The following is a 19,582-nucleotide window of genomic DNA, read 5'->3' on the forward strand; positions in this document are numbered from 1 at the left end:
ATGAGGCGCCACGCGCTCGTGCTTGCGGTAGGCCGAGGTCCACACCGTCTTCCGCCAGGCCCCCTCGCCGAACAGAACCTCTGTCAGCTCTCGCGCGTGATCGGCGAGCTCGGCGTCCGTCAGCGTGTCGGGAATGCCCTGCTCGATCAAGCGCCATATCCGCGGCGCATACCGGATCGACATAAGGAGCGACGGGCGATCGGGCTCGGCGAGCCACCCGTCCGCGGTGTCCGCCTCCTCGCTCACCTCGACATCGGCAAGGACGGCTCGAGTCGCGTAGGTCTTACCCTGCAACTCCCAGCCGAGCTGCTGCCGAACGCTGCTGTGGGAACCGTCCGCCCCCACGAGGAATCGCGCCTCGACGACGCTCTCGACGCCTTCCCCTTCGCGAAGACGAACATGCACGCACCCGCCGGCCTCATCGTCCTCGAATCGAACGAACGAGCATCCCATACGCAGCTCGATCCTGTCGTTGCGCTGGGCGTGCTCGAAGAGGACGCGCTCCGTGCGGTTCTGAGGGATGGCGAGCAAGTAGTTACACTGCGTGATCGGGTCGTAGGTTCCGAAGTCGAAGTCGATGAGGGTCTTGCGGTCTGACGCGCGGCGCAGCCGGAGGTGGGACGACTGCTCGCCGCTGACGATCAAATCCTCGACCACGCCGAGCGACCGAAAGATTTCCAGCGTCCGTGGAAACAGCGCGATTGCGCGGGAGTGAGTGTCCAGCTCCCGCTTCTGATCGACGACGATGCTCCTGACGCCCCCTCTTCGCGAGGCCGAGAGCGAGCGTGAGGCCAACGGGGCCGGCGCCGCAGATAAGGACTTCGGTGCTTTGAGGAAGGGACGACACGATGATCTCCTCGGATCATTGCCACGGCGCCGCGACCCGCTATGTTGTCAGCGACAACACACAACTGGGAGCCTTTGTAGGCTGTGTCAACATTGGATCGCGAATCCTGCTGCCCATCCGGCGCGCGGCGTTACCATCACGGTAACCTGCGCGATGCGCTGCTCGAACGGGCGGCCGAGGTGATAGGTGCGGAGGGAATCGAGGCGCTGAGTCTGCGGGCGCTCGCCCGCGACCTCGGCGTCTCGCACGCTGCACCCGGCAGACACTTCCAGACCCGGACGGACCTCCTCGCCGCGCTGGCGGAGGACGGCGTGGACAGGCTGATCGCGGCGACTGAGTCGGCGATGGCCGCATCGGGCGGTGATCCGGTCGAACAGCTTCGCTCGCTCGCCAGCGCCTATCTGCAATGGGCCAACGAACACCCCGCACACTACAACGCGGTCCGGAACCCGGAGGTCGTCCGATGCGCGAGCCCGGGCCTTAAGGCCAAGATGATGCGGTTCGCCGAGAAGCAGAGGGCAACTTTGCGGCAGGCGCAGGCCGCAGGATGGATGGTCGAGGTGGACCTCGACCTCCTGATGTTCCAGTTCGTGGCGACCCTGGTCGGGTCGGCCACGGTGATCTCCGATCCGCTCTATCGTGAGGTGCTCGGACCGATCTGCGCGCCCGACCGCGTGGGTGACATCGTCGAGCGCGCCTTCCCCCGGATGACGGCATCGCCCCGATTCGGCGAGCAGGCCAGGACGCGCGGCTGAGCAGCACCGGCATTGCGCGACCAGGTCCCGGAGAATGCAGCCACAGCAACGATCGGGGTTCACGATGGCATACGAGAAAGGCGCAGCCGCCGTTCTCCGCAACGGCTCGGCCGGAGGTTCCCGCCTCGGGCGGAGCGGGTCGTCGGCGGCAGCACCGAGAGCGCGACGCGCGTGAGGAAGAACGATCCGCCCCAACGTACGGATAGGGCGAGCAGAATCGTCTGCTCGGACGCGGTCATGCTGCGGTTCACGGAAGTGGACTTGGCGGGACGGTTCAGTCGCGGAAGGCCATCCGGTCTGCACCGCGTCCACGGGGTCGCGCATCCCGCTTCTTGCGCCGCAATCTCGATCGATCTGCCGGCGCCCGGCGGCTCAAGCCGTGATCGCCTGGTTGGGCCACAGCCAAGAGCACGGCGTTATTGGACGATCCAGCCCGCAGGCTCGGGAGACCGCCGAGAAGCGCCGGCGCGGTTGTTCGTTCATCGGATGCCTTCACCCATGACAGGCGGATCGGTCGGGTCGCGGAGGACTCCAGACCAGGAATGGCGAGGGTTGGATAACATGATGTCGGCGCACCGCCCGGGGGACTAAGCTGAACGATGACGCACGATCTGCGACAGACGGATGGGGCGCCCGAGGTCTCGACGCATCCGCCCGAAGTGACCCTCGTGGCCGGCTACCAGAGCGGTGCTCTCGCGCGCTGCACGGAGATGCACGCCCAGCACTACGCGAGGATTGCGGGGTTCGGACGCGCGTTCGAGGCACGCATCGCCGCAGGTCTGGCCGATTTCGCAGATCGACTCGATCATCCCTGCAACGGCCTCTGGCTCGCGGTTCGCCGGGGGCAGATCGTCGGCACGGTGGCCATCGACGGCGAGGACATCGGCGCGGGCATCGCGCATCTGCGCTGGTTCATCGTCGATGACGGATTGCGCGGTGGCGGCGTCGGCAGAAGGCTGTTGACCGCCGCTGTGGGCTTCTGCGAGCTGCGGGCCTTCGACGCCGTCCACCTTTGGACGTTCCAGGGCCTACATGCCGCCCGTCACCTGTACGAGTCGCACGGCTTCCGGCTTGTAGAGGAGCGGCCCGGACAGCAATGGGGGGTAGAGGTGCTGGAGCAACGTTTCGCCCGGCCGATCACGCGGGCGGGCTGACCCTCAGACGCAACGGCGCTCAATGGGCGGCGGCGTGTTCGCCTGACTTGGGTCGGAAGCGGAGCGTTCGCTGTTCCGGCGGCCCTTCTCCGAAGCGGGCGGACCGAATCGGCCAGCTCCTGCTGACGTCAAGGGGTAGCTGAACGCCTTGGACGGGTGGATTTCCGCCCGACCGCTCCCGGAGGGCGGATGCATCAAAGCAGGCTTACTCAGGAGATGCGCTGTCCTGTTGTTCGCGCGGTGAGTGCCCGACGATGCGGGAGAACACCCGCGAAAACGCAGCGGGGCTGTCGTAGCCGACCTCCGCGGCCACGCTCTTGACAGACTTGCCCTTGGCGAGGCGCTGGCGCGCCACTGTCATCCGCCAGAGCGTGAGATAGTCGATCGGTGTCCGGCCGACAACGACGCGGAAGCGCTCCGCGAAACGGGTGCGCGACATGCCGGCCACCTCGGCGAGGTTCTCGAGCGACCAAGGCTTGCCCGGCGCCTCGTGCAGCGCGGTGAGCGCACGCGCCAGCCGGGTGTCGGCGAGCCCCGCGAGGACGCCGCCGTCGACGAGACCGCTCCTCACCACGTGCCGCACGATCAGTATCAGCAGGTAATCGAACAGCCGGTCGAGCGCCGTCTGCCGGCCGTCGCCCTCCGCGAAGGCCTCGTCGACGATCAGGTCGCAGGTCGGCCCGAGCGCGGGATGGCTGGCGAGCGGCAGCACCACGAACGCCGGCAGCCCCTCGCCGATCGGGCTACCCGCTTCGCCGCCGAGGTCGACGGCAGCGCAGGCAAGGTCGGCGCCACGCTCGGGGTCGACGAGAAAGCGGTGGGTGCGGCTGCGCGGGAAGAACAGCAGCGTCGGCTCTGAGAGCATAAGGTCGGGCTCGCCACGTTGCGCGAGCGTCAGCGTGCCGGCGTTGAGGAAGTGCAGATGGCCGCCTTCGGCGAATTCTACCGCCTGGCATAGGTTGCCCGTGAAGAAGGTCCGCGCGGTGGGCGTGGCGTGGGCGAAGAGGGCGGCGAGGTGATCCATCGGGACGATCGGCAACGTTCTCGGGACCTACGCTACCGCGTCGTTCGGCATAGAGCGGGCGTGCAAGCCGCACAAACCAAGACGAGGATCTCGCCGATGCCCCGTATCGCTCCCATCGACACCGCCCATGCCGCCGCCGAAGTCCAGGCGACGCTCTCGGCCGTGAAGGCCAAGATCGGCATGGTGCCGAACCTGTTCACCACCTTCGCGCAGTCGCCCGCCGTGCTGAACGGCTATCTCGGCTTCTCCGACGCGCTCGCCAAGGGCGCGCTGACGGCCAAGCAGCGCGAGATCATCGCGCTTGCCGTCGCACAGGCCAACGGCTGCCACTACTGCCTGTCCGCCCACACGCTGATGGGCAAGGGCGCGGGCCTGACGCCCGAAGGCGTCCATGCCGCCCGCCACGGCAAGGCGCAGGACGCGCTCGACAACGCGGTCGCCGCCTTCGCCCAGCGCGTGGCGGAGGCGAAGGGCCACGTGAGCGACGCCGACATCGCCGCCGCCCGTTCGGCCGGCCTCGACGATGGCCGGCTCGTCGAGGTGATCGCCAATGTGGCGATCAATGTCCTCACCAACTTCACCAACAACGTCGCGCTGACCGACATCGACTTCCCCAAGGTCGACGTCGCGCTGGCGGCCTGACCCACGGCGGACGCGGCGTCTTACTAGCCGCCGCGTCCGACTCCCTCGACGTCCATCAACTGCGGCCTCGCCATGACGAGCGTTCGCAAAGCCAACAGGAGAGTGTCATGAACTTCCGTTTCGTCACCAAGACCGTCCACGCTTACCTCGACTATCCGGTGGCGCTGAGCCTGATAATCACCCCGTTCCTGCTGGGACTGGGCAAGACCAACCCGCTGGCGCTGTGGCTGTCGGTCGCGACTGGCGTCGCCGCTTTCGCGCTGACCTTCCTCACTGACCACAAGACCGGCGTCATCCGCGTGCTGCCCTACTGGCTGCATGTGGCGGTCGATCGCTTGGTCGGCGCCACCTTCATCGTCGCGCCGTTCGTGCTTGGCTTCGAGGGCCTCGACGCGATCTACTACTGGGCGAATGGCGCGGCGGTGCTGCTGGTGACGTTCGTCCTGAACGCGCCCGAGACCGAGGACCGCGCTCCGGTTCTCGCCGACGCTTGAGCTCCGGATGACCAGTCCTGAGGCGGCTGGACGCAGGCTCGGCCGCCATTTCATTCGCCTGGATCATCCTCCGGTGGGTTAGGCCGATGCGCAGGCGGAGAGGAGCCGGACATGACGACCACCATGGACGCGCGGCTCATCGAGGCGCGTCGGTGCGTTGTCTTTGTGCTGCACATACCGCGGGGATCCGCTGTCGATCGTGCAAGCGGGTGCAGGCGCCCGACTGCCCGCTTCTCCGGCGTACTTACGGCAAAGCGGATCAGCGGCTTTCGGCCATTCTCGGTCGTCCCGGCGCCAATCAGATTGCCGGCAATCAGACCATCCGAAAGCCTGGTCGGAAGCAGCCCCTCGCTACGGATACCAAGCATTGATTTCCGGCCGGTAGCCGCGCCGGAGAGCGACCTTACTCGGAAGCCACCATGTCCCTTCCACGAGAACTTCATCGGACGACGGTACGCCGAACGCGAAGCTAAATGCCGAACTTCCGGCACTCGATCCGCTTCCGACCTCGCGCCCTCATTCGGGCGCTCCGCAATCTGAGGTAGTACGTTCGGAGGCAGACTTCGCGGCCGTCACAAAGGAACGATCGACCGAGACTATTGCGCGATCGTGCATCGGGCCGAGGCCGGCGGGTTTGGTGCACCGTTCCATCAGGTCTGGACGGCCAAAAGGAACAGGGCAATCCATTGCCAGGCAATCGATACCGTGGCACGGGAGGGCACCGGAAGGAACCGGAAGGAGCGGAGGCCGCACTTCGACCGCCGCTCCAGGCGGGGCCGCGATGTGCGGCGCCGGAGTCGAGCGAGGTTGGCCCCATGAGGTAGATCGCGATCACGCAGAGCGGAACCGAGCCGAAAAATGGGTTTTGGCAATGGTTTTGGCAATTGGATGCCCCGTTCGTGCGTACGCGGGCCGGCAACCTCGGCCCGCGTCCGATCGACGTCCGGCCGCGCGATCCGAAGGAGTGGCGCGGCCGGGCGGACGGGCGACGGCACTTAAGCCCCATGCGGCCCGATCGGACGGGGCGCCCAACCTGAGCGTGCGCCGCCTCCCCGTATCTCATCCGCGACGGAACCATCGAAGCCTCATGAAGCGCCGGCCATTCTATGCGGCAGCAATCGCCACTTCGCGTCGGACGTCGTGCCCGGAGCCTCGTTCGCGCAATTCGCGATTCGGCGGCGGGTGCCGGGCGCGGCGCCGTCCGGCTTCCGATCGGCAACGGTCTCGGCCGAGCCGACCACGCTGGGCTGCCCACGCGTTCGCAGGCGACGTGGGCCCGCACGGAGAAGGGAATCGGGATCCCCAGGCGTCCGACCCGAGATGCAAACAGCCGGCTTCCGGAAGCCGCCGGCAAGGCCGGCAGGAGAACCGGCCAGGAGCGACCTGCAGCCACGATCGTCGCGCCGCCTAGCGGAGTTCAGTTGGCCCTTTCTCCCAGCCTGTAGAACCTCGACCTCGTGCGCGCGTAACCCAAGTCCGGTTCGAGCGTGAACAGTTCGCTGGTTCTGCAGAGTTCTCCGTCCGGTATGACAGGATGACCGAGCACGATGCCGACGAGGTGTGGCGCGGGAGCCAAGCGAAGCCTCCATTCCATCAGGAGTGGCGCATCCCTCAAATCGTCGGCACCGGGATGGTGGCCGCCGGCGATGCGTTCGAGATCCTCCGCCAACCGACGATGGCGGGCAGCGATGCGGGCGAGTTCGGGAAAAGGGCCAGGACCCTTGTGCAGGACCGACATGATCGATGTCCTTCGTTCCGACACCGTGGTCGGATGGGGGGCGACAGAGCGCATCGAGGTCGGCAGGATCGCGCCTCCGAACGCGGCGATGCGACATCGGCCATCGTCGGCCGTCGTCGGGACGGATCGTGCGGCAACTGGGCCCCGATCCTCCCGCGCGCGCCCGAAACTCGCACGGGCGCGATTCCTTTGATCGCGGCTCGAACGACGTCACCGAGCGGTCCCGTCCGAAGCCAGCGCCGGATCCCGGCGTGCGACTGCCGATCGCCTTCGGCGACACGGACTTCCGGGCGGCTTCGAAACCGACCGCCTCGCCGGAGATCGCCTTTCATCGTTGAGTCCCGACCTTCCAGGTCGACAGCCCGGGAGCCGGAACGGAATCCGGATCGTCCCCGGACCGAGATACCGGAGCTTCGCCGACCGACCGAGCCGCCGCCGAACCTGCGACTTCGTCGTAACGGGCGCCGAAGACGTGATGCCGATTGAGCAGGCGCAGTACGAAGTGCGGCGACCTCTGCCGCAGATAGAACTCCTCTCTCGAGCGTCGGGCCCGTCCGCCGCGCGCAGTCAGGTAGGCGACGAGATCCTCGGTCGCCTGGGCCCGCATGAGTGCCGCGGCGAAGGTGAGCCGCGCCGACCGGATCTGCGCACCCTTTCCGAGCGACCTGTCCCGAGCGCAGCGCGCGATCGCAGTCCTGAGATCGGCCGCGCCAAGTGGTTGCTTCGCCGACAACATGAACAGGCCGTTCCCGCCGGTCGCATATTTCCGGCGGTCGCGCATGTACGCTTCCAGAACGTTCCGGACGGGCTTGAGCAGCGGAACCGTTCTGGCGGCGTCCCGGCCGTGGATCGAGCGGCGCGCACCGACCACGATCGTCGCGATGCCGGCTTCTGTCCCGAGATCGTGAGGGTGGACGGCGCATAGCTCGTCCGGTCCTGCCCCTGTTCCTATGGAGACGGCCAGAGCAGCCGCAAGACAGCGTTGCGCTGAGGGAGGAACGTCCGGTCGTGCATGGACGACAGGATCGATCAGCGCCAGAGCGGTCGCCCTGTCGAACGGCAGAGCCGCGAACGACGGGATCATGGCGTACGTCGCCGGTTCGGTCGCTTGGACATGCGCCAATCGCGCGTCCATCTGTCACCACGACCATTGGATCTGCCGGGGTCGCTCGGCACCCGTAATGTGACGGGAGCTGCGGATGCATTGCTCCGGCGGTCCGGCGACACCTGCCGCTTTCGATGAGCGAATGCGTCCACGACCAACTCGTGGGAGTCGAGCGTATGCGAACCGTAGACGTTCTCGAGAGTTTCCACCGTCATCGAGAGGTAGTCCGCCGCAACCCAGATCGGCACCCCCTCGTTTTTCATCCAGTGCGCGCAAGTGTGCCGGAGAGTATGAGGGGTGATGCGCTCGGGGTCCAGTCCGGCGTCTTTGACGATCTGCTTGAAGGTTATTTGAATGTACGCATTGTAACCTGTACCATTTTGCTGATGGACGATGTTCAGAAGATCGCGCTTGTCGTCGTTCTCCTGCCAACGACGTATATGTGCCTGAAGCGATGTTGGGATTCTGCAAGGATTGCGGCTTTTCGAGGTATCGGCCTCGCGATCACCTCTGCGAAACAATGTCCTCAGATCGCCTGAAACGTATCCGGCCGAGTCGTTTTTCTTCCAGCGCAATCGGAGCACCGAGTCGTGCCGTGTTCCGGTCCAAGCTGCCAGCAATATGAAACGGGCGATCCCGGCACGTCGGCGCCGTGTGTAGGGATCCTTGATGACGAGACGGCCGCGAGCGTCGCGAATCCAGTCGTCCGCCTCGGGATCCCAACGACGCCCACGGCACGCTAGGAGGAGGCGGGCGACCTCGTCGTAGGTCAACCACTCGTCCCTAGGCTGAGCTTTCGGCGGAAGCTCGGCCTGTCTGATCGCGGTTAGGTTCTTCTCGCGCGCATAGCGCTGGATCGCCGAGTTCAAAACCTCGAGCTCTCTGCGAGCCGACTGTGTTCCGGTTACGCGGATCTTGGAAGAATCGGACTCCTTCGTCTGATTCTTCCAGCGCACACCCGTTCTGATGTTGCGGTATTCAACACTGGATTGCGCCGTGACATCGGACAGGTACTTTCCGCTCCAGTATTTTCGAAGTTCGGAAATGCAGAACAGGAGGTTCGTGCGATTGCGGATCTCTGCATCCGTCGCGCCCGCCTTTTCAGGGTTGGACGCCTCCATGTGGTCGAGGATGTCGTCGAGGGGAATCTCATCCGCATTGGATGGCGCCGCCGCCGTTCGCGGCCCTTTCGCTTTGTCCACCTTGTACTCGGAAAGCAGAAGATCAGCCTTCGTACCGTCGGGGTCATGCGGATCCCAGAACAGGCCCAGACTGAGCTGATTTTTTCCGTCGATGATATACCACATCCACGTTGAAGAATCCTGTTCGTCGCGCTTGCGCAACCAGAGCCGCGCACCCGCCTGTTTCCTTCTTCCAGCCATGGCCCGATCCCTTGCTTCGGTCAGCGGAACATCAAGGTGCAGTCGTTCTCGAGATGTTAACGGGAAGATCTTCTATTCCCTCCGCCGGACCTCGCTTTGGAGTCTGGTTGATGAGACCATAGTCTCACTTCTAAAAGCCGGCGGTAGAGATTCAGCGCGACTTACCAGGATCGATGGAGCAGCTTCGGCTTGCGACCCCGGCGGCGGGCGACGGACGGCACCTCCGCCTCTCGATCCGATCGCGGGCTCCTTCGGTCGTCCATGCTTTCGGCCGATCCGCACGTGTCCTTCGCATCCCGACGAAGCTGCGGCTCGAGAAGCGAGCGGACCGCCGAAGGCGTCGTGTAGAGCCTGCCTGCGATCGAAGCGGATGCGAGTTGACCGAGACGGACCGCCGAACGAAGCGATTTGACCGTCAGCGGGCCGTTCGGGAAGAACAGAGCGCGCGCCTCTTCGAGGGTCACGATCTCGTCGTCGGCCCATTGATCGACCGCCGGCCTTCCGACGAGGCGTCGAAGAGGATCCGCACGGTCGTCGATCCGGCCGCGGCTTGGACGCTCATGCCGCTGGCCGCGGTCTGCGGCCCGAGGCCGGTCGCCTCCGAACGCGTCCGGATCCGGGCCGGGAGCTTCAGAGTTCATCGATCGGCATCCAGGTGAGACGCGCGGACGCGGACGCCCCGCCGGTGACGAAGGCGGTCGCTTCGCGTGCGCTGCGGAAAGTGACGAAGGCGGCGACGGTGAGGTACCGCGCGTCGTCGCCGGGCACGAGGACGCCGGATCCGATCAGTTCGATCCGCTTCTCCCGCAACCACTGCGTGTTCGCGCATACGTCCGCGACGATCCGCGAGCCGGGCAGAAGCACGGTTTCACCGCCGCGCATCGTCGCGGTCGCCAGCGCGCCCCGCCAACGCATCGTATGTGTGGTTCGGACGAGACCGAGGGGATCGAGGCCGCGCGGGGCCATGACCACACGCGCGCCGATCGGCGCCTTCACCGGTTCGACCGCCGCGACGAGTCCCGGCATCGCCATGTCGAGGAGCGGGCGTAGATCTTCGGTCACCTGCGCCGCCGTGGCGATGTCGTGTTCCGTGGCCGTGAACCTCTCCGCGTCCTGCCTGTTCGCAATCGTCGCGAAACCATGGTTGGCGATCTCGTCGACGAACGCGCGCTGGAGGATCAGTCGAACGGTCTCGTTCATGATGCGCGGCCCGGTCGCGACGCACGCGTCCCAAACGAAATCGAGCGTCGGGTCAGCGGCGTGTGCGGCGAGACGCTCTTGAAGCATGCCCGATTCGCCGACTACAGCTCTGAGCTTCGTCGATTGCGGTGCCGGCATCCCGACCAGGATGTACAAGCCGGGACCAAGCATTGCAGGAAGGTCCAGCAGACGATCCATCGACCATATCGGACATGCATGGAGCGCGACGCCCGATGAGACGAACTCGAGTGAGACGTACCCTTCGTCCCGTGTGCCGGCCATCATTCCTCGGAACGGACGCGGACGTTTCTCCAGCATCGCGATTCCTCCTGCACATCATGTTGGGAGTCGCGATCGGTTCGTCGCGACGATCGCGCTACTTGGATCGGAAGGACCGACCGGTCGGCGACGCACCTCCGGTCGTCGACCGCATCGAGGACCGGCGGGTCGCGTCGCCGATCATCGGAACGTCAGCGGAGAAACTCCTCGACTTCGACCGAGGCGAGCGACCTTCGCGATTCGAGCATCTCGGCCAGTTCCAGGAGTCGTTCACGTCGGGTCCCCAGGAGGGCCAGCGCGGACTTCGCCGCCGACCGCAGCGCCCTCTCGACGAGAGTCCCCACCGCAGGGTCGACCATGCGTCCGCCATCCGCCGACAGCCGCCGGTCCAAACCCCAGCGGACGTGCATGTCGCGCGCGAGCGTCGTTGCGGCGAGGAGATCCGCCTCGGCTCCGGCGGAAGGGTCGCCGAACGCGAGTATCTCGGCCGCACGTCCCGCCATGAGAACGATGAGCATGTTCCGGAGCACGTGTCGGGTCACGACCCCGGGGGGCGCAAAGCCCATGTAGCCGCCCCCCCCGTGTCCGGGCGAGCGCAGGACCAGATCGCCGATCGACAGGCCGAGCGACCGCGCGGCTACGGCATGCCCGCATTCGTGGATCGCCACCCGTCTCTCGTCCTCGACTCGTGCGCGTCCGGCTGAGCCTGCGATCTCCACGAGGATATCGTTCTCGACGAGAGGCCGTCCGGCGCGGCGGGCCCGGCCTCTGGCGCGCCGCACCCAGGCGGCGCAGTCGGCGCCGGTTCCGCCCAACGCCTTTCGGGCAATGGGCCGAAGATCGGAGGCGACGAGATCCGATCCGAGATGGTGGCGCAGGATGGCGGGCAGTTCCTCGAGGGCGGGCCGGGCGATCGCGATCACCCGATCGAATCGTCCCGCTCTCAGGATCGCGGGATCGATCTGAGTGGCGTCGTTGGTCGCGCCGATCATCAGCACGCCGGCCCGGCCGCCATCGCCGTCGAGACATTCCAGGAAGCCGTTGATGACCTGGACCCCGTAGCTGCGGTTGTAATCCGCGAGTTTGCGGCGATCTCCGAAAGAGTCGAGCTCGTCGACGAGCGCGACGCAAGGCGCCATTTTTCGCGCCTCGCGGAAGAAGCCGATCATCGCCTTTAGCGTGGTCCCAAGGTGCGCTTCGCCTTCCGCCTGCCACTGTGCCAACGAACCTGCGATGAAAGGTACATCCGCTTCTCTCGCCAGTGCCGATGCGAAAATGGTCTTGCCGACGCCCGGCGGGCCGCTCAGTAGCGCACCGGGCTCGCAATCCGCCCAGGGCAGCTCACCTCTGCCGAACGCCGCCAGATCTGCCGCTGCAGCGATCCCCCATTCGGCCGCAGCGCCGTAACCCGATAGATGCGACAGACGCGGCGTAGGAGCGGCCGGCGGCTTCGAAACTCTGCGTTCCACGATCGCCCTGAGCCGGTCGATGGACCCGTCCGCTCCCCGGGAGGCATGCAGCGCGATCCGGAGATCCGTCGCGTCGACCCGCGCCGCGATCGAAGCAGGAACGGTCGTCTTCGGATCCGACCCGACGATCCGGGCTGCAATCATGGTCAAATCGTCGGGCTCGAGCGGGCCGAGCGGGATCCGCTCCTCCCACGATCGTTCCACTTCGAAGGGCAGCCGTGATCGGCCGGGGGCCGCGACGCAGATCAAGGCTTGGAAGTTCCGAAACGCTCGTCCGACGTCGACGCCCGGCGTCTCGGCTCTGATCCGAACGTCGTCGGACCGCCCCTTCACGACCACCGCCTGGCCGGCACTTCGCTGCATGCCGGGCGTTCGCTTCCATAGCGTGGATCCGGACCCGAAACCTCGTACGAGGACGTTCGTCATCGGTTCGAGCCAGCTGTCGTCGGGGCAATCCACGATGAGTACCGGCGAGCGCTCCCGGATCCGATCCAGTATCGCGGGGTCCCGCTCGATGGCGCGACCGAACAGGATCGCCGCTGCGATTTCGGCCGGGTCGTCGGGTAGGTGGGACGAAGAGGCACCCGGCTCGGCCTCGTCCGGGTCGACATCGACCGCTCGACGGCTAGAGTCGAGAAGCCGAAGCATCGCGAGGATGCCTGACGGGCGATCTTCCGCGAAGGCGACGCTTGTCGTCGGCCCGCCTTCCGCGGGCCGCTGCGTGCCCTTCGAACGGCCGAGGGACGGGATCGGACCCTGGCCGCTCATCTCGTTCCCCCGGTCGTTCCGACGAGTCCGGGACACGCGATTCCGATGAGAAAGAGGTGACGGCGGGCTTCGCGTGCGCGCTCCACCTCCCCGGCTGGAAAGTTGCATGACCACGGCGCGGCGGTTCGAACCTGCGTTCCGCCGTGCCGCAGCGCGTCCTCGATGCCGGCGACGGCCAGGGCCCGGCGCTGTGCCGAGAGAGGCAGCCCGCCCACCCAAACAACCTGCCGCTTCTCGGATGGATCCTGTCCGTGGTCTGCGCGCCTCTGATCGTCGAGCCGAAGTCGTGCCATGCTCACATCGATCGTAGGACGGCCGTTCGGATCCAGGCTGTGCACCAGCTGAAGCGTACCGCTTTCTGGAGGGCACAGACCGCACAGCAGGTCGAGATCGGCGAACCCGCTCCGAGCCACCCAGGCACAGCTCGCCCGGTCCTCGATTCTGATCGCGAAGCGCCCGAACACGTCACCGGCGAAAATGAATCGCTGGCCGTGAGGCCGCGCGTCGTGCGCACCGGCGGCTTCCGACCAGGGGCGCCCGATCTCGAAAGCATGACGCATCGCTAGTCTCGCCGCCGTGGCAGGCGTGAGGACCCGGCTTCGGGCGAGAGCCGACAACATGTCCACCGTCTCGTCGGCCACGCCGGTCAGATCGCGAAGTTCGATGGAGAGAGGCTGGCGCCCGGATACGGACTGCCGGCGCCGAAGTGCGGACGCCAGCTTCCGTGCCATGGTCGCGACTCTTCCTCGGTCGTTCGTGAGTCGTGGCATCGGTCGTCCGGTCGGGAACACGACGACGTTCTCGTTCCGCATGAGGCACCTGTCGGGTCCGGAAAGGTTCGATAGCGTTCGCGCGCCAGGATCGAAGCAAGCCGCTCGAAGGACGACGAAAGGGTCAGTCCAGGGAACGGGACGGCGAGAGGCTTCGCGGGTCGCGTCTGCACCCGGCCAAGCGGAGCAAGCCCCTTCCCGTGACGAGCACGACGCGTCGGCCGATACGGCGGGCGTCGCGCTTGACCGCGATCAGCCGACGTCTCAGATCCGGCCGCCGCCAGACGCGACCGGCCGCCGCCAGGACGATCACAGTTCCTTGGGCGCGCCGGACTGTTGCGTGCGCCAAGCCGTGGTCGGCGAGCTTCCTGTAGGATTGGATGTCCTCCAACCCCCTGGGAAGGACGGACAGGACGTCGTCGCGCGATCTCGCGACGATCTCGAGTTCGCGGGCCAATCGGATGCGCTCGCCCGCGATGCGGATGCTGCGACACAGGCTGTCATGGATGCCGCCGACGATGGCGTCACCAGATCCGGTGTACGACTTCGACATGGCACAATCTCCCGATCCGCCGAAGGAGCGGAGGAACAAGGCTGCCAAGTTTCGGGGTGCCGTCGCTTCCTCTCGCCTGCGGCGCCAAGGAAGCGCGTCGTCTTCGACAAGCATCGAAGGAATCGCCGTAGCAACGGCGTGGACCCATTTCGACGGACTTGCAGGTCGGCCAAAGATCAGGTCTTCTGGACAGACGCCTTCCGCAATTGGCGTTCCGGCTCCGTCTTCCAGCGATTCGCAGGCTGCACCAGAGATGCGTCCGCGTCAAGTATCTTCCGCGGCCAAAGTGGAAGCTTCGCAGATCCGAGGCGCCAGGGCGATGCTCGGCTGGACACAGAAGGAGCTCGCCGTCCGCTCCGGCGTCGCCAAGAGAAGTATCGCCGGACTGGAACTCGGTACCAGCACACCGAAGCCCGAAACCCTCGAGCGTTTGGTTGCCACGCTTTCGGCCGGCGGCATAGAATTCCGGAACGCCGACGCCGACGGTGTCGGCATCAAGCTTTTCAAAACTTCGAAGTTCGCCCACGGATCGAAGCCGCGGTTCGACGAGATGAAGGGCTGAGGTGATTTCGGTGTGGAATGCACCGGAATTTTCTCACCGCTCTCTGAACTGTCTCGTGTCGCCTGAGGCTGCGCGAGCGGCCAGTCGAGGAGCTTCGGCCTGAGGTGCAGCCCCAGACGACATCCCTCGTACCGTGCCCGCCTCGCGGTTGGCGGGCGCGCGGGGCCCCGAGCGAGCTCCGGATGGGGGCGGCATTCGCCGAGAGCCGCCGCTTTGATCCTCCGGTGAGCCTCCGCCCATCCGCACGCACGCTGGGGCAGCGCCGCTGTGGGCCAACTCCGATCCTTTCATAAACCGGAGGCGACTTCGTGCGTGCAGGACGGCAGGACGTCCATGATCCCGCGCGCGGCGGCCGATCAACGCCGCGCATTTCGTGCCGGCTGGGCAACCGCCGCGGCGAGCATCGGAAAGTGAATATGAAAGAAAACGCTATGTTCCTTTGAGGCCGAAGTATCGCGTCTGCGGCCGAAGTGCAGGCTCTCAAGGCGGCACCGCAGGAGGCGAAGGCTGTGCTGGACAAATTGAGCCGGTTCCTGCTCGCCTGCAGCCAGGATCCAGGATCGGCCACGCTCACGCACTACATCGTCGCGCAAGCGCTGCAGTTTCCCAACCTCGCGCGGCTCGCCTACGAGGAAGGATGGTTGGGTGGCGTGCGCGCGGTTGCACCGCTCCTGGAGGTCATGGCCGCACGGGGCCAGATCGCCGTCGACGACGTCGAGATCGCCGCGGACCTGTTCCTCAACCTTGTGCCCGGACGCAGTTCCAAGCAGGCGCTGTACGGCATCCAGGGCGACCCGGAGGCGCAGGAGAAGCGCTGTCGGGCAGCCGTCGCGCTCTTTCTCGCGGGCGTTCGCCCGCAGCGACAGGGACGGCCGCGACGAGCCGGAGTTCCGTCCCAGGCGGAACCGACGTGAACAGTCGCGTTCGTGAGCCGGTTCCGATCTGACCGCCAGCCCGTATCGACGGGTTTCAAGCTTCGCGCGAACAAATCGACCCGAGCCGTGTCGACAAACGTTAAAGGTCGGCGTTCGTGGTGATCTCGGCCTCTGCACGCGGGGCGGCATGCAGGGTACGCGGCGCGGTCGAGGTCTGGGCTGTCGGCGGAGTTCGTTGCCCGTTGCTCGCGCGGCCTCAGGCGCGGCGAGACAATCCGGAGGCCGGTCCGGTGCAGCTCATGCTTTCGGCAGGAATCCAGACAGCCGATCGGAACGGTGAGGACCGGTACAATTCGTCAGATCCTTCAGAGACCAACTCCCGCGTCCGAGTCATCGGCTTTACTCCTCTGGTATAGTTCGTTCACCCAGGGTGATTGTTGATTTTCTTGAAATATCAACCCAAGCTCTTTCCGTGGTCGGGTAACTCCCACATAGAACAGGCGGCGAGTCTCACGCAGGGCTCCGGCGGTCCTTTTGTCGCGTTCACTGGGAAAGTCTCGTGCATTCACGCCATACATGACTACGGCATCGAACTCCCTTCCCTTGACGCTGTGCAACGTGCTCAGATTGACGCGACCGGTTCCGCCCACGCGGCCGGCGAAATGGCCGAGCGGCATATCGAGACTCGAAGCCGGATCGGTGTTGGCGATCATCTCGACGCAGACATCCCACTCCTGCTCCGAATTACGGCCAATTGACCGCCAAGAGGATATCAGCTCGCGATCGAAGCGTTGCAGCCAAGCATGCGTGCCGTCGACATGTCCTATCGTCGATTGAAGGAAGCCGATGAGTTGCTCCGACAGAAATCGCTCTTCATCGGCGGTGGCGTGCCTGCCGAAGACGAGCAGCGATGCTCGATAGATCAGACGACTGTATCGCGGGTCCGCATCCCGCCAGCCCCCGACGACCCAGCGCGCACAGTCCTCGATGAAGCGAGCGAGACGCGAGCTACGTCGTACGAGCGCATTTCCATCCGTCCGCACGAAGGGAATGTCGGCTTGCTTCAGGGCGTCCGCGACTTTGTCGCCGAGGTATGCGGCTCGGTACAGCACGGCGATTTCGTCGAGCGGAATGCCTTTTTCCACGAGCTTGGGAACAACCGTCTCGGCGATCGCCCGCGCTTGCATATCGAGGCCCTGGGTCGTCGACCAGAAGGTGAGCTCGCCTTCGGGCGCGCCTGCACGTTCCCGGTAATCGCGCTCCTCGCCCAACGCGCCTAGGGAGGCGCGGACGATCTTCCTGCCGGACCGATAGTTGAAGCGCAATCTGATCGTTCGCACATCCGGTCGTTCGGTCAGGCCCTCGAGCAGTTCCGGGTTCGCTCCCGTGAAACCATATATCGACTGGTCCGCGTCGCCGACCGCGAACAATCGGATGCCTCCGCCGAAGCACGACAGGAGAACGAGCTCGTGCAGTGCATGGCCGAGATCCTGATATTCGTCGACGAACAGGATGGGAAAGCGGGCGCGAAGCGCGTCGCGTATCCAGTCATGCTCCTTGATCATGCGATAGGCCAGTAGTGGCATGTCATCGAAATCGATCAAGCCTTGCTGCCGAAGCTTGAACTCGTATGCTTCGATGAACATCGCGAGCTCCGGATTGCGTCCCCGCCACTCCGGTCGGGTGCGATCCACGTCCCGACGACGCTTCTCCGAGGCGAAGCTCCATCGGCGATGAGGGTCGTCCGTGCCGGCGATCGCGACCGCGTAGGCGGCTTCCACCGACGCGCGCATCTCGGCGCGCTTCGCGACCCGGAAATCGGCGGGCAGTCCGATCGGCACGCATCGGGCGTACGGCGCGATCACCTGGCTAAGCGCAAAGCCGTGAACCGTACCGACGAAGACGCGGTCGCCAGCTTCCATGCCGAGGCGCGCCAGCCGCATTTCGAGCTCAATCGCGCATTCGTTGTTGTAGGTGATGCATGCCACGCCGCGTGGTTCAACCACGTCCTCCGCCAGCGCGCGCGCCATTGCGGTAGTCAGCGTCTTGGTCTTTCCGCTGCCTGGGCCCGCCAGCACCACGCAATGCCCGGTCTCGCGTACGGCCGCCGACTGCTCCGGATTCGCGGCGAGTTCCTCGAGCGCCTGAAGAAGCAACCGACTACTGGACACGGCCGGCCACGAAGCGGATTGCATCGGTGATGTAGTCGGGTGGAGCCAGACCAACCGCCTTTTTCGCGAGCTTCGCGCTCAGCCGGCCTTTACCGATGTCCGCCACCATGGCCAGCAGCTGCGACGCGTCGACGGGGGCCGAGCCTGCCCTCCAGTTCGCTATGCGGGTGCTTCGGGTGGATCCGAAGCCCTGCTCATCGAGGATGTCGAGGAGAGGCTTCAGCAGCGACGGCGTATTCGCGACGGAGACTTCAAATGTCTGCTCGTTGAGAAAGATGCCGGCACCGGCCCAGGTCGATGCGAACGACACGAACTGGAGCGCCTCCCACGCTGTCCGCTGCGCGGGATGGATGGGCGGCTGCCCACGCACCTTCAGCACATCGCTCCAGAGATCGATCACACGCTTTTTTCCGAGCGGTTGTTTGGCACCATCCAAAGGATCCCAGTCGGTAATCACCGCGTAGGGCATGCCCAGAGCTTCGGCGAGCTTGACGTATGGACCGAAGTTCGTGCCGGCGACGTTGCACACCGTGATGCCGAGATCATCCAATACTTGTCCGAGAGCCGAGGCGAACACGGGAACCAGCGCCTCCTCGGCGTCGCCTTCGACGAATATCACGCCGCGGGCGAAGAGCAGCTCCGCTCGCGTGGCATCGAGGTAGTTCTCGAGATCGTCCAACTCGTCGGACGTCACCGGCAGGTTGGCAAGGGAGAATGCCTGCGTCGACCGGTTCCGTCCTTTCAGCTGGATGATCGACCGCAGCGGCGTGACCGCGGCGAGCGTCGGGGAATGGCTGGTGACGATCAATGCCTGTGCGGCATCCGCAGAAGCGAACAGCTTCTTGAAGACGGACCGCTGCAGCTGCGGGTGAAGGTGCGCCTCCGGTTCCTCGATGCACAGCAGGGAGAAGTTGCGCTCGTTCTTCCTCCGGCGCCATGCGAATTCGGCCAGCTTCAACGCCAGCAGGGCGACGTTGGCTGATCCAAGACTCGCCTCCGCGATGCCGCGCTTGCCGCCGTCGATGAACATCGCGATCGCCCGGAACAGTCGCAGCGGGTCGGACGGCGCGAATCCCAGACGTGGATCGATATCATGCGCTTCGCCGGAGAGATGAAGGATGCCGGCGCGCAGCTCGTTCTCCAGCACCTTGATCGTCGGAAACGCCTCCAGCGTCTTCGTGGCCTTGTCGAGATCGGCCGCGACCGCGGCGAGATCCTCGCGGGTCACGCTCGAAATCGCGTCCTCAAGAAGGGGGCGCAGTGGCGAACCTCTCCATGTGCCGAGATGCCCTTCGGCATCGCGCAACGCGTCGAGCACGTCGATTGCGATCCGGCGTCGAACCTTGCTGGGCACCGGCCGGGACTCCTCGCCGCCGCCGAACACGACAAATTCGAAGTCGTCGCTCGACTGCGGAATTCCAGCGACGTCGGCCTTCTTCCGGAAGATGTAGCTGAGTCGCGCAATCGTCGGATCGCCGGCGACACGATACTCCGTCAATAAGGCGAGCAGACCGAAATCGGTCGTGAATTCCGCGAAATCCAGATGGATTTCGATCGGACTGCCGTAGTCGGGCGCCGCACCATCCCAGAAGTCCGACATCTTGAGCTGACGCGCCGAGTCCGGAAGCGTAGGATCGAGAACCAAGCGTATCGCGAACAGGAGATTGCTCTTTCCGATGCGGTTTTCCCCCAGGATAACGATGTTTCCCGAGAGAGGGATATCGACCTGTAGAAAATTTCTGAAATTTCTTATGCTGAAATTACTCAACAGCATCCGCTTAGATCCGATTCTCT

Annotated in this window: 18 protein-coding genes; 7 read left to right on the forward strand and 11 right to left on the reverse strand. The window is 65.4% G+C overall.

Annotated features, from left to right (window positions below):
• Window positions 1–96 precede the first annotated feature (96 nt).
• The 3 genes from P9K36_RS17290 (at window position 97) to P9K36_RS17300 (ending at window position 2,756) form a co-directional block, all read left to right on the forward strand.
• Window positions 97–597, forward strand: coding sequence for a hypothetical protein (locus P9K36_RS17290; protein ID WP_043378388.1), 501 nt, complete (start codon window positions 97–99; stop codon window positions 595–597).
• A 333-nt stretch (window positions 598–930) separates the two neighbouring features.
• The gene (locus P9K36_RS17295; protein WP_081948533.1) at window positions 931–1,602 is read left to right on the forward strand and encodes a helix-turn-helix domain-containing protein; all 672 of its coding nucleotides are present in this window, start codon (window positions 931–933) and stop codon (window positions 1,600–1,602) included.
• Between the two features lie 599 nt (window positions 1,603–2,201).
• Window positions 2,202–2,756, forward strand: coding sequence for a GNAT family N-acetyltransferase (locus P9K36_RS17300; RefSeq protein ID WP_051975895.1), 555 nt, complete (start codon window positions 2,202–2,204; stop codon window positions 2,754–2,756).
• Between the two features lie 205 nt (window positions 2,757–2,961).
• On the opposite strand, the gene P9K36_RS17305 is transcribed toward P9K36_RS17300, so the two are convergent.
• The gene (locus P9K36_RS17305; RefSeq protein WP_043378391.1) at window positions 2,962–3,780 is read right to left on the reverse strand and encodes an AraC family transcriptional regulator; all 819 of its coding nucleotides are present in this window, start codon (window positions 3,778–3,780) and stop codon (window positions 2,962–2,964) included.
• Between the two features lie 96 nt (window positions 3,781–3,876).
• Between P9K36_RS17305 and P9K36_RS17310 the strand changes: the two genes are divergently transcribed.
• Together P9K36_RS17310 and P9K36_RS17315 are read left to right on the forward strand one after the other, a co-directional pair.
• The gene (locus tag P9K36_RS17310; protein ID WP_043378394.1) at window positions 3,877–4,422 is read left to right on the forward strand and encodes a peroxidase-related enzyme; all 546 of its coding nucleotides are present in this window, start codon (window positions 3,877–3,879) and stop codon (window positions 4,420–4,422) included.
• 107 nt (window positions 4,423–4,529) lie between these two features.
• Window positions 4,530–4,916 carry a hypothetical protein gene (locus P9K36_RS17315; protein ID WP_043378397.1) on the forward strand — a complete coding sequence of 129 codons (387 nt, stop codon included), beginning with the start codon at window positions 4,530–4,532 and terminating at the stop codon, window positions 4,914–4,916.
• A 1,417-nt stretch (window positions 4,917–6,333) separates the two neighbouring features.
• Here the strand turns inward: P9K36_RS17315 and P9K36_RS17320 are convergent.
• The 8 genes from P9K36_RS17320 to P9K36_RS17355 form a co-directional block, all read right to left on the reverse strand.
• On the reverse strand, window positions 6,334–6,654 hold the full coding sequence (locus tag P9K36_RS17320) for a DUF6634 family protein (protein ID WP_081948535.1): 321 nt from the start codon (window positions 6,652–6,654) through the stop codon (window positions 6,334–6,336).
• A gap of 328 nt (window positions 6,655–6,982) precedes the next feature.
• Window positions 6,983–7,738 (reverse strand): tyrosine-type recombinase/integrase, encoded by a 756-nt coding sequence (locus P9K36_RS17325; RefSeq protein WP_158713260.1) that lies wholly within the window; start codon window positions 7,736–7,738, stop codon window positions 6,983–6,985.
• Complete coding sequence (locus tag P9K36_RS17330; protein WP_081948537.1) at window positions 7,735–9,141, reverse strand: tyrosine-type recombinase/integrase; 1,407 nt, start codon at window positions 9,139–9,141, stop codon at window positions 7,735–7,737. The genes P9K36_RS17325 and P9K36_RS17330 overlap by 4 nt, the downstream gene beginning before the upstream one ends.
• Window positions 9,142–9,302: 161 nt before the next feature.
• Window positions 9,303–9,605, reverse strand: a complete 303-nt coding sequence (locus tag P9K36_RS17335) for a hypothetical protein (protein ID WP_139239450.1) — start codon at window positions 9,603–9,605, stop codon at window positions 9,303–9,305.
• 166 nt (window positions 9,606–9,771) lie between these two features.
• On the reverse strand, window positions 9,772–10,539 hold the full coding sequence (locus P9K36_RS17340; protein WP_139239451.1) for a hypothetical protein: 768 nt from the start codon (window positions 10,537–10,539) through the stop codon (window positions 9,772–9,774).
• Between the two features lie 272 nt (window positions 10,540–10,811).
• The gene (locus P9K36_RS17345; protein WP_051975897.1) at window positions 10,812–12,857 is read right to left on the reverse strand and encodes an AAA family ATPase; all 2,046 of its coding nucleotides are present in this window, start codon (window positions 12,855–12,857) and stop codon (window positions 10,812–10,814) included.
• Window positions 12,854–13,588, reverse strand: a complete 735-nt coding sequence (locus P9K36_RS17350; protein WP_043378406.1) for a hypothetical protein — start codon at window positions 13,586–13,588, stop codon at window positions 12,854–12,856. The genes P9K36_RS17345 and P9K36_RS17350 overlap by 4 nt, the downstream gene beginning before the upstream one ends.
• Window positions 13,589–13,751: 163 nt before the next feature.
• Window positions 13,752–14,180: a hypothetical protein gene (locus P9K36_RS17355; protein ID WP_043378410.1), complete on the reverse strand. Its 429-nt coding sequence runs from the start codon at window positions 14,178–14,180 to the stop codon at window positions 13,752–13,754.
• Here P9K36_RS17355 and P9K36_RS17360 point away from each other — a divergent pair.
• Both P9K36_RS17360 and P9K36_RS17365 read left to right on the forward strand, forming a co-directional pair.
• Window positions 14,164–14,742, forward strand: coding sequence for a helix-turn-helix transcriptional regulator (locus P9K36_RS17360; RefSeq protein ID WP_179239979.1), 579 nt, complete (start codon window positions 14,164–14,166; stop codon window positions 14,740–14,742). The genes P9K36_RS17355 and P9K36_RS17360 overlap by 17 nt on opposite strands.
• Window positions 14,743–15,251: 509 nt before the next feature.
• Window positions 15,252–15,656, forward strand: a complete 405-nt coding sequence (locus P9K36_RS17365; protein ID WP_230365904.1) for a TetR/AcrR family transcriptional regulator C-terminal domain-containing protein — start codon at window positions 15,252–15,254, stop codon at window positions 15,654–15,656.
• A 326-nt stretch (window positions 15,657–15,982) separates the two neighbouring features.
• Here P9K36_RS17365 and P9K36_RS17370 read toward each other — a convergent pair whose 3' ends face one another.
• Together P9K36_RS17370 and P9K36_RS17375 are read right to left on the reverse strand one after the other, a co-directional pair.
• On the reverse strand, window positions 15,983–17,812 hold the full coding sequence (locus P9K36_RS17370; RefSeq protein ID WP_043378413.1) for an ATP-dependent helicase: 1,830 nt from the start codon (window positions 17,810–17,812) through the stop codon (window positions 15,983–15,985).
• Window positions 17,778–19,562 carry an AAA family ATPase gene (locus tag P9K36_RS17375; protein WP_043378416.1) on the reverse strand — a complete coding sequence of 595 codons (1,785 nt, stop codon included), beginning with the start codon at window positions 19,560–19,562 and terminating at the stop codon, window positions 17,778–17,780. Before P9K36_RS17375 ends, P9K36_RS17370 begins: the two co-directional genes overlap by 35 nt.
• Window positions 19,563–19,582: the final 20 nt, after the last annotated feature.

It is taken from the genome of Methylobacterium sp. 391_Methyba4 (assembly GCF_029691625.1).
Taxonomy (GTDB): Bacteria; Pseudomonadota; Alphaproteobacteria; order Rhizobiales; family Beijerinckiaceae; genus Methylobacterium; species Methylobacterium fujisawaense.

Bases quoted from the DNA above. Each gene is read 5' to 3' on its own strand.
- P9K36_RS17325 (WP_158713260.1), bottom strand. From the start codon at position 7,738: ATGATCCCGTCGTTCGCGGCTCTGCCGTTCGACAGGGCGACCGCTCTG.
- P9K36_RS17350 (WP_043378406.1), bottom strand. From the start codon at position 13,588: ATGGCACGGAAGCTGGCGTCCGCACTTCGGCGCCGGCAGTCCGTATCC.
- P9K36_RS17300 (WP_051975895.1), top strand. From the start codon at position 2,202: ATGACGCACGATCTGCGACAGACGGATGGGGCGCCCGAGGTCTCGACG.
- P9K36_RS17320 (WP_081948535.1), bottom strand. From the start codon at position 6,654: ATGTCGGTCCTGCACAAGGGTCCTGGCCCTTTTCCCGAACTCGCCCGC.
- P9K36_RS17355 (WP_043378410.1), bottom strand. From the start codon at position 14,180: ATGTCGAAGTCGTACACCGGATCTGGTGACGCCATCGTCGGCGGCATC.
- P9K36_RS17370 (WP_043378413.1), bottom strand. From the start codon at position 17,812: ATGCAATCCGCTTCGTGGCCGGCCGTGTCCAGTAGTCGGTTGCTTCTT.
- P9K36_RS17305 (WP_043378391.1), bottom strand. From the start codon at position 3,780: ATGGATCACCTCGCCGCCCTCTTCGCCCACGCCACGCCCACCGCGCGG.
- P9K36_RS17330 (WP_081948537.1), bottom strand. From the start codon at position 9,141: ATGGCTGGAAGAAGGAAACAGGCGGGTGCGCGGCTCTGGTTGCGCAAG.
- P9K36_RS17315 (WP_043378397.1), top strand. From the start codon at position 4,530: ATGAACTTCCGTTTCGTCACCAAGACCGTCCACGCTTACCTCGACTAT.
- P9K36_RS17310 (WP_043378394.1), top strand. From the start codon at position 3,877: ATGCCCCGTATCGCTCCCATCGACACCGCCCATGCCGCCGCCGAAGTC.
- P9K36_RS17340 (WP_139239451.1), bottom strand. From the start codon at position 10,539: ATGGATCGTCTGCTGGACCTTCCTGCAATGCTTGGTCCCGGCTTGTAC.
- P9K36_RS17375 (WP_043378416.1), bottom strand. From the start codon at position 19,562: ATGCTGTTGAGTAATTTCAGCATAAGAAATTTCAGAAATTTTCTACAG.
- P9K36_RS17345 (WP_051975897.1), bottom strand. From the start codon at position 12,857: ATGAGCGGCCAGGGTCCGATCCCGTCCCTCGGCCGTTCGAAGGGCACG.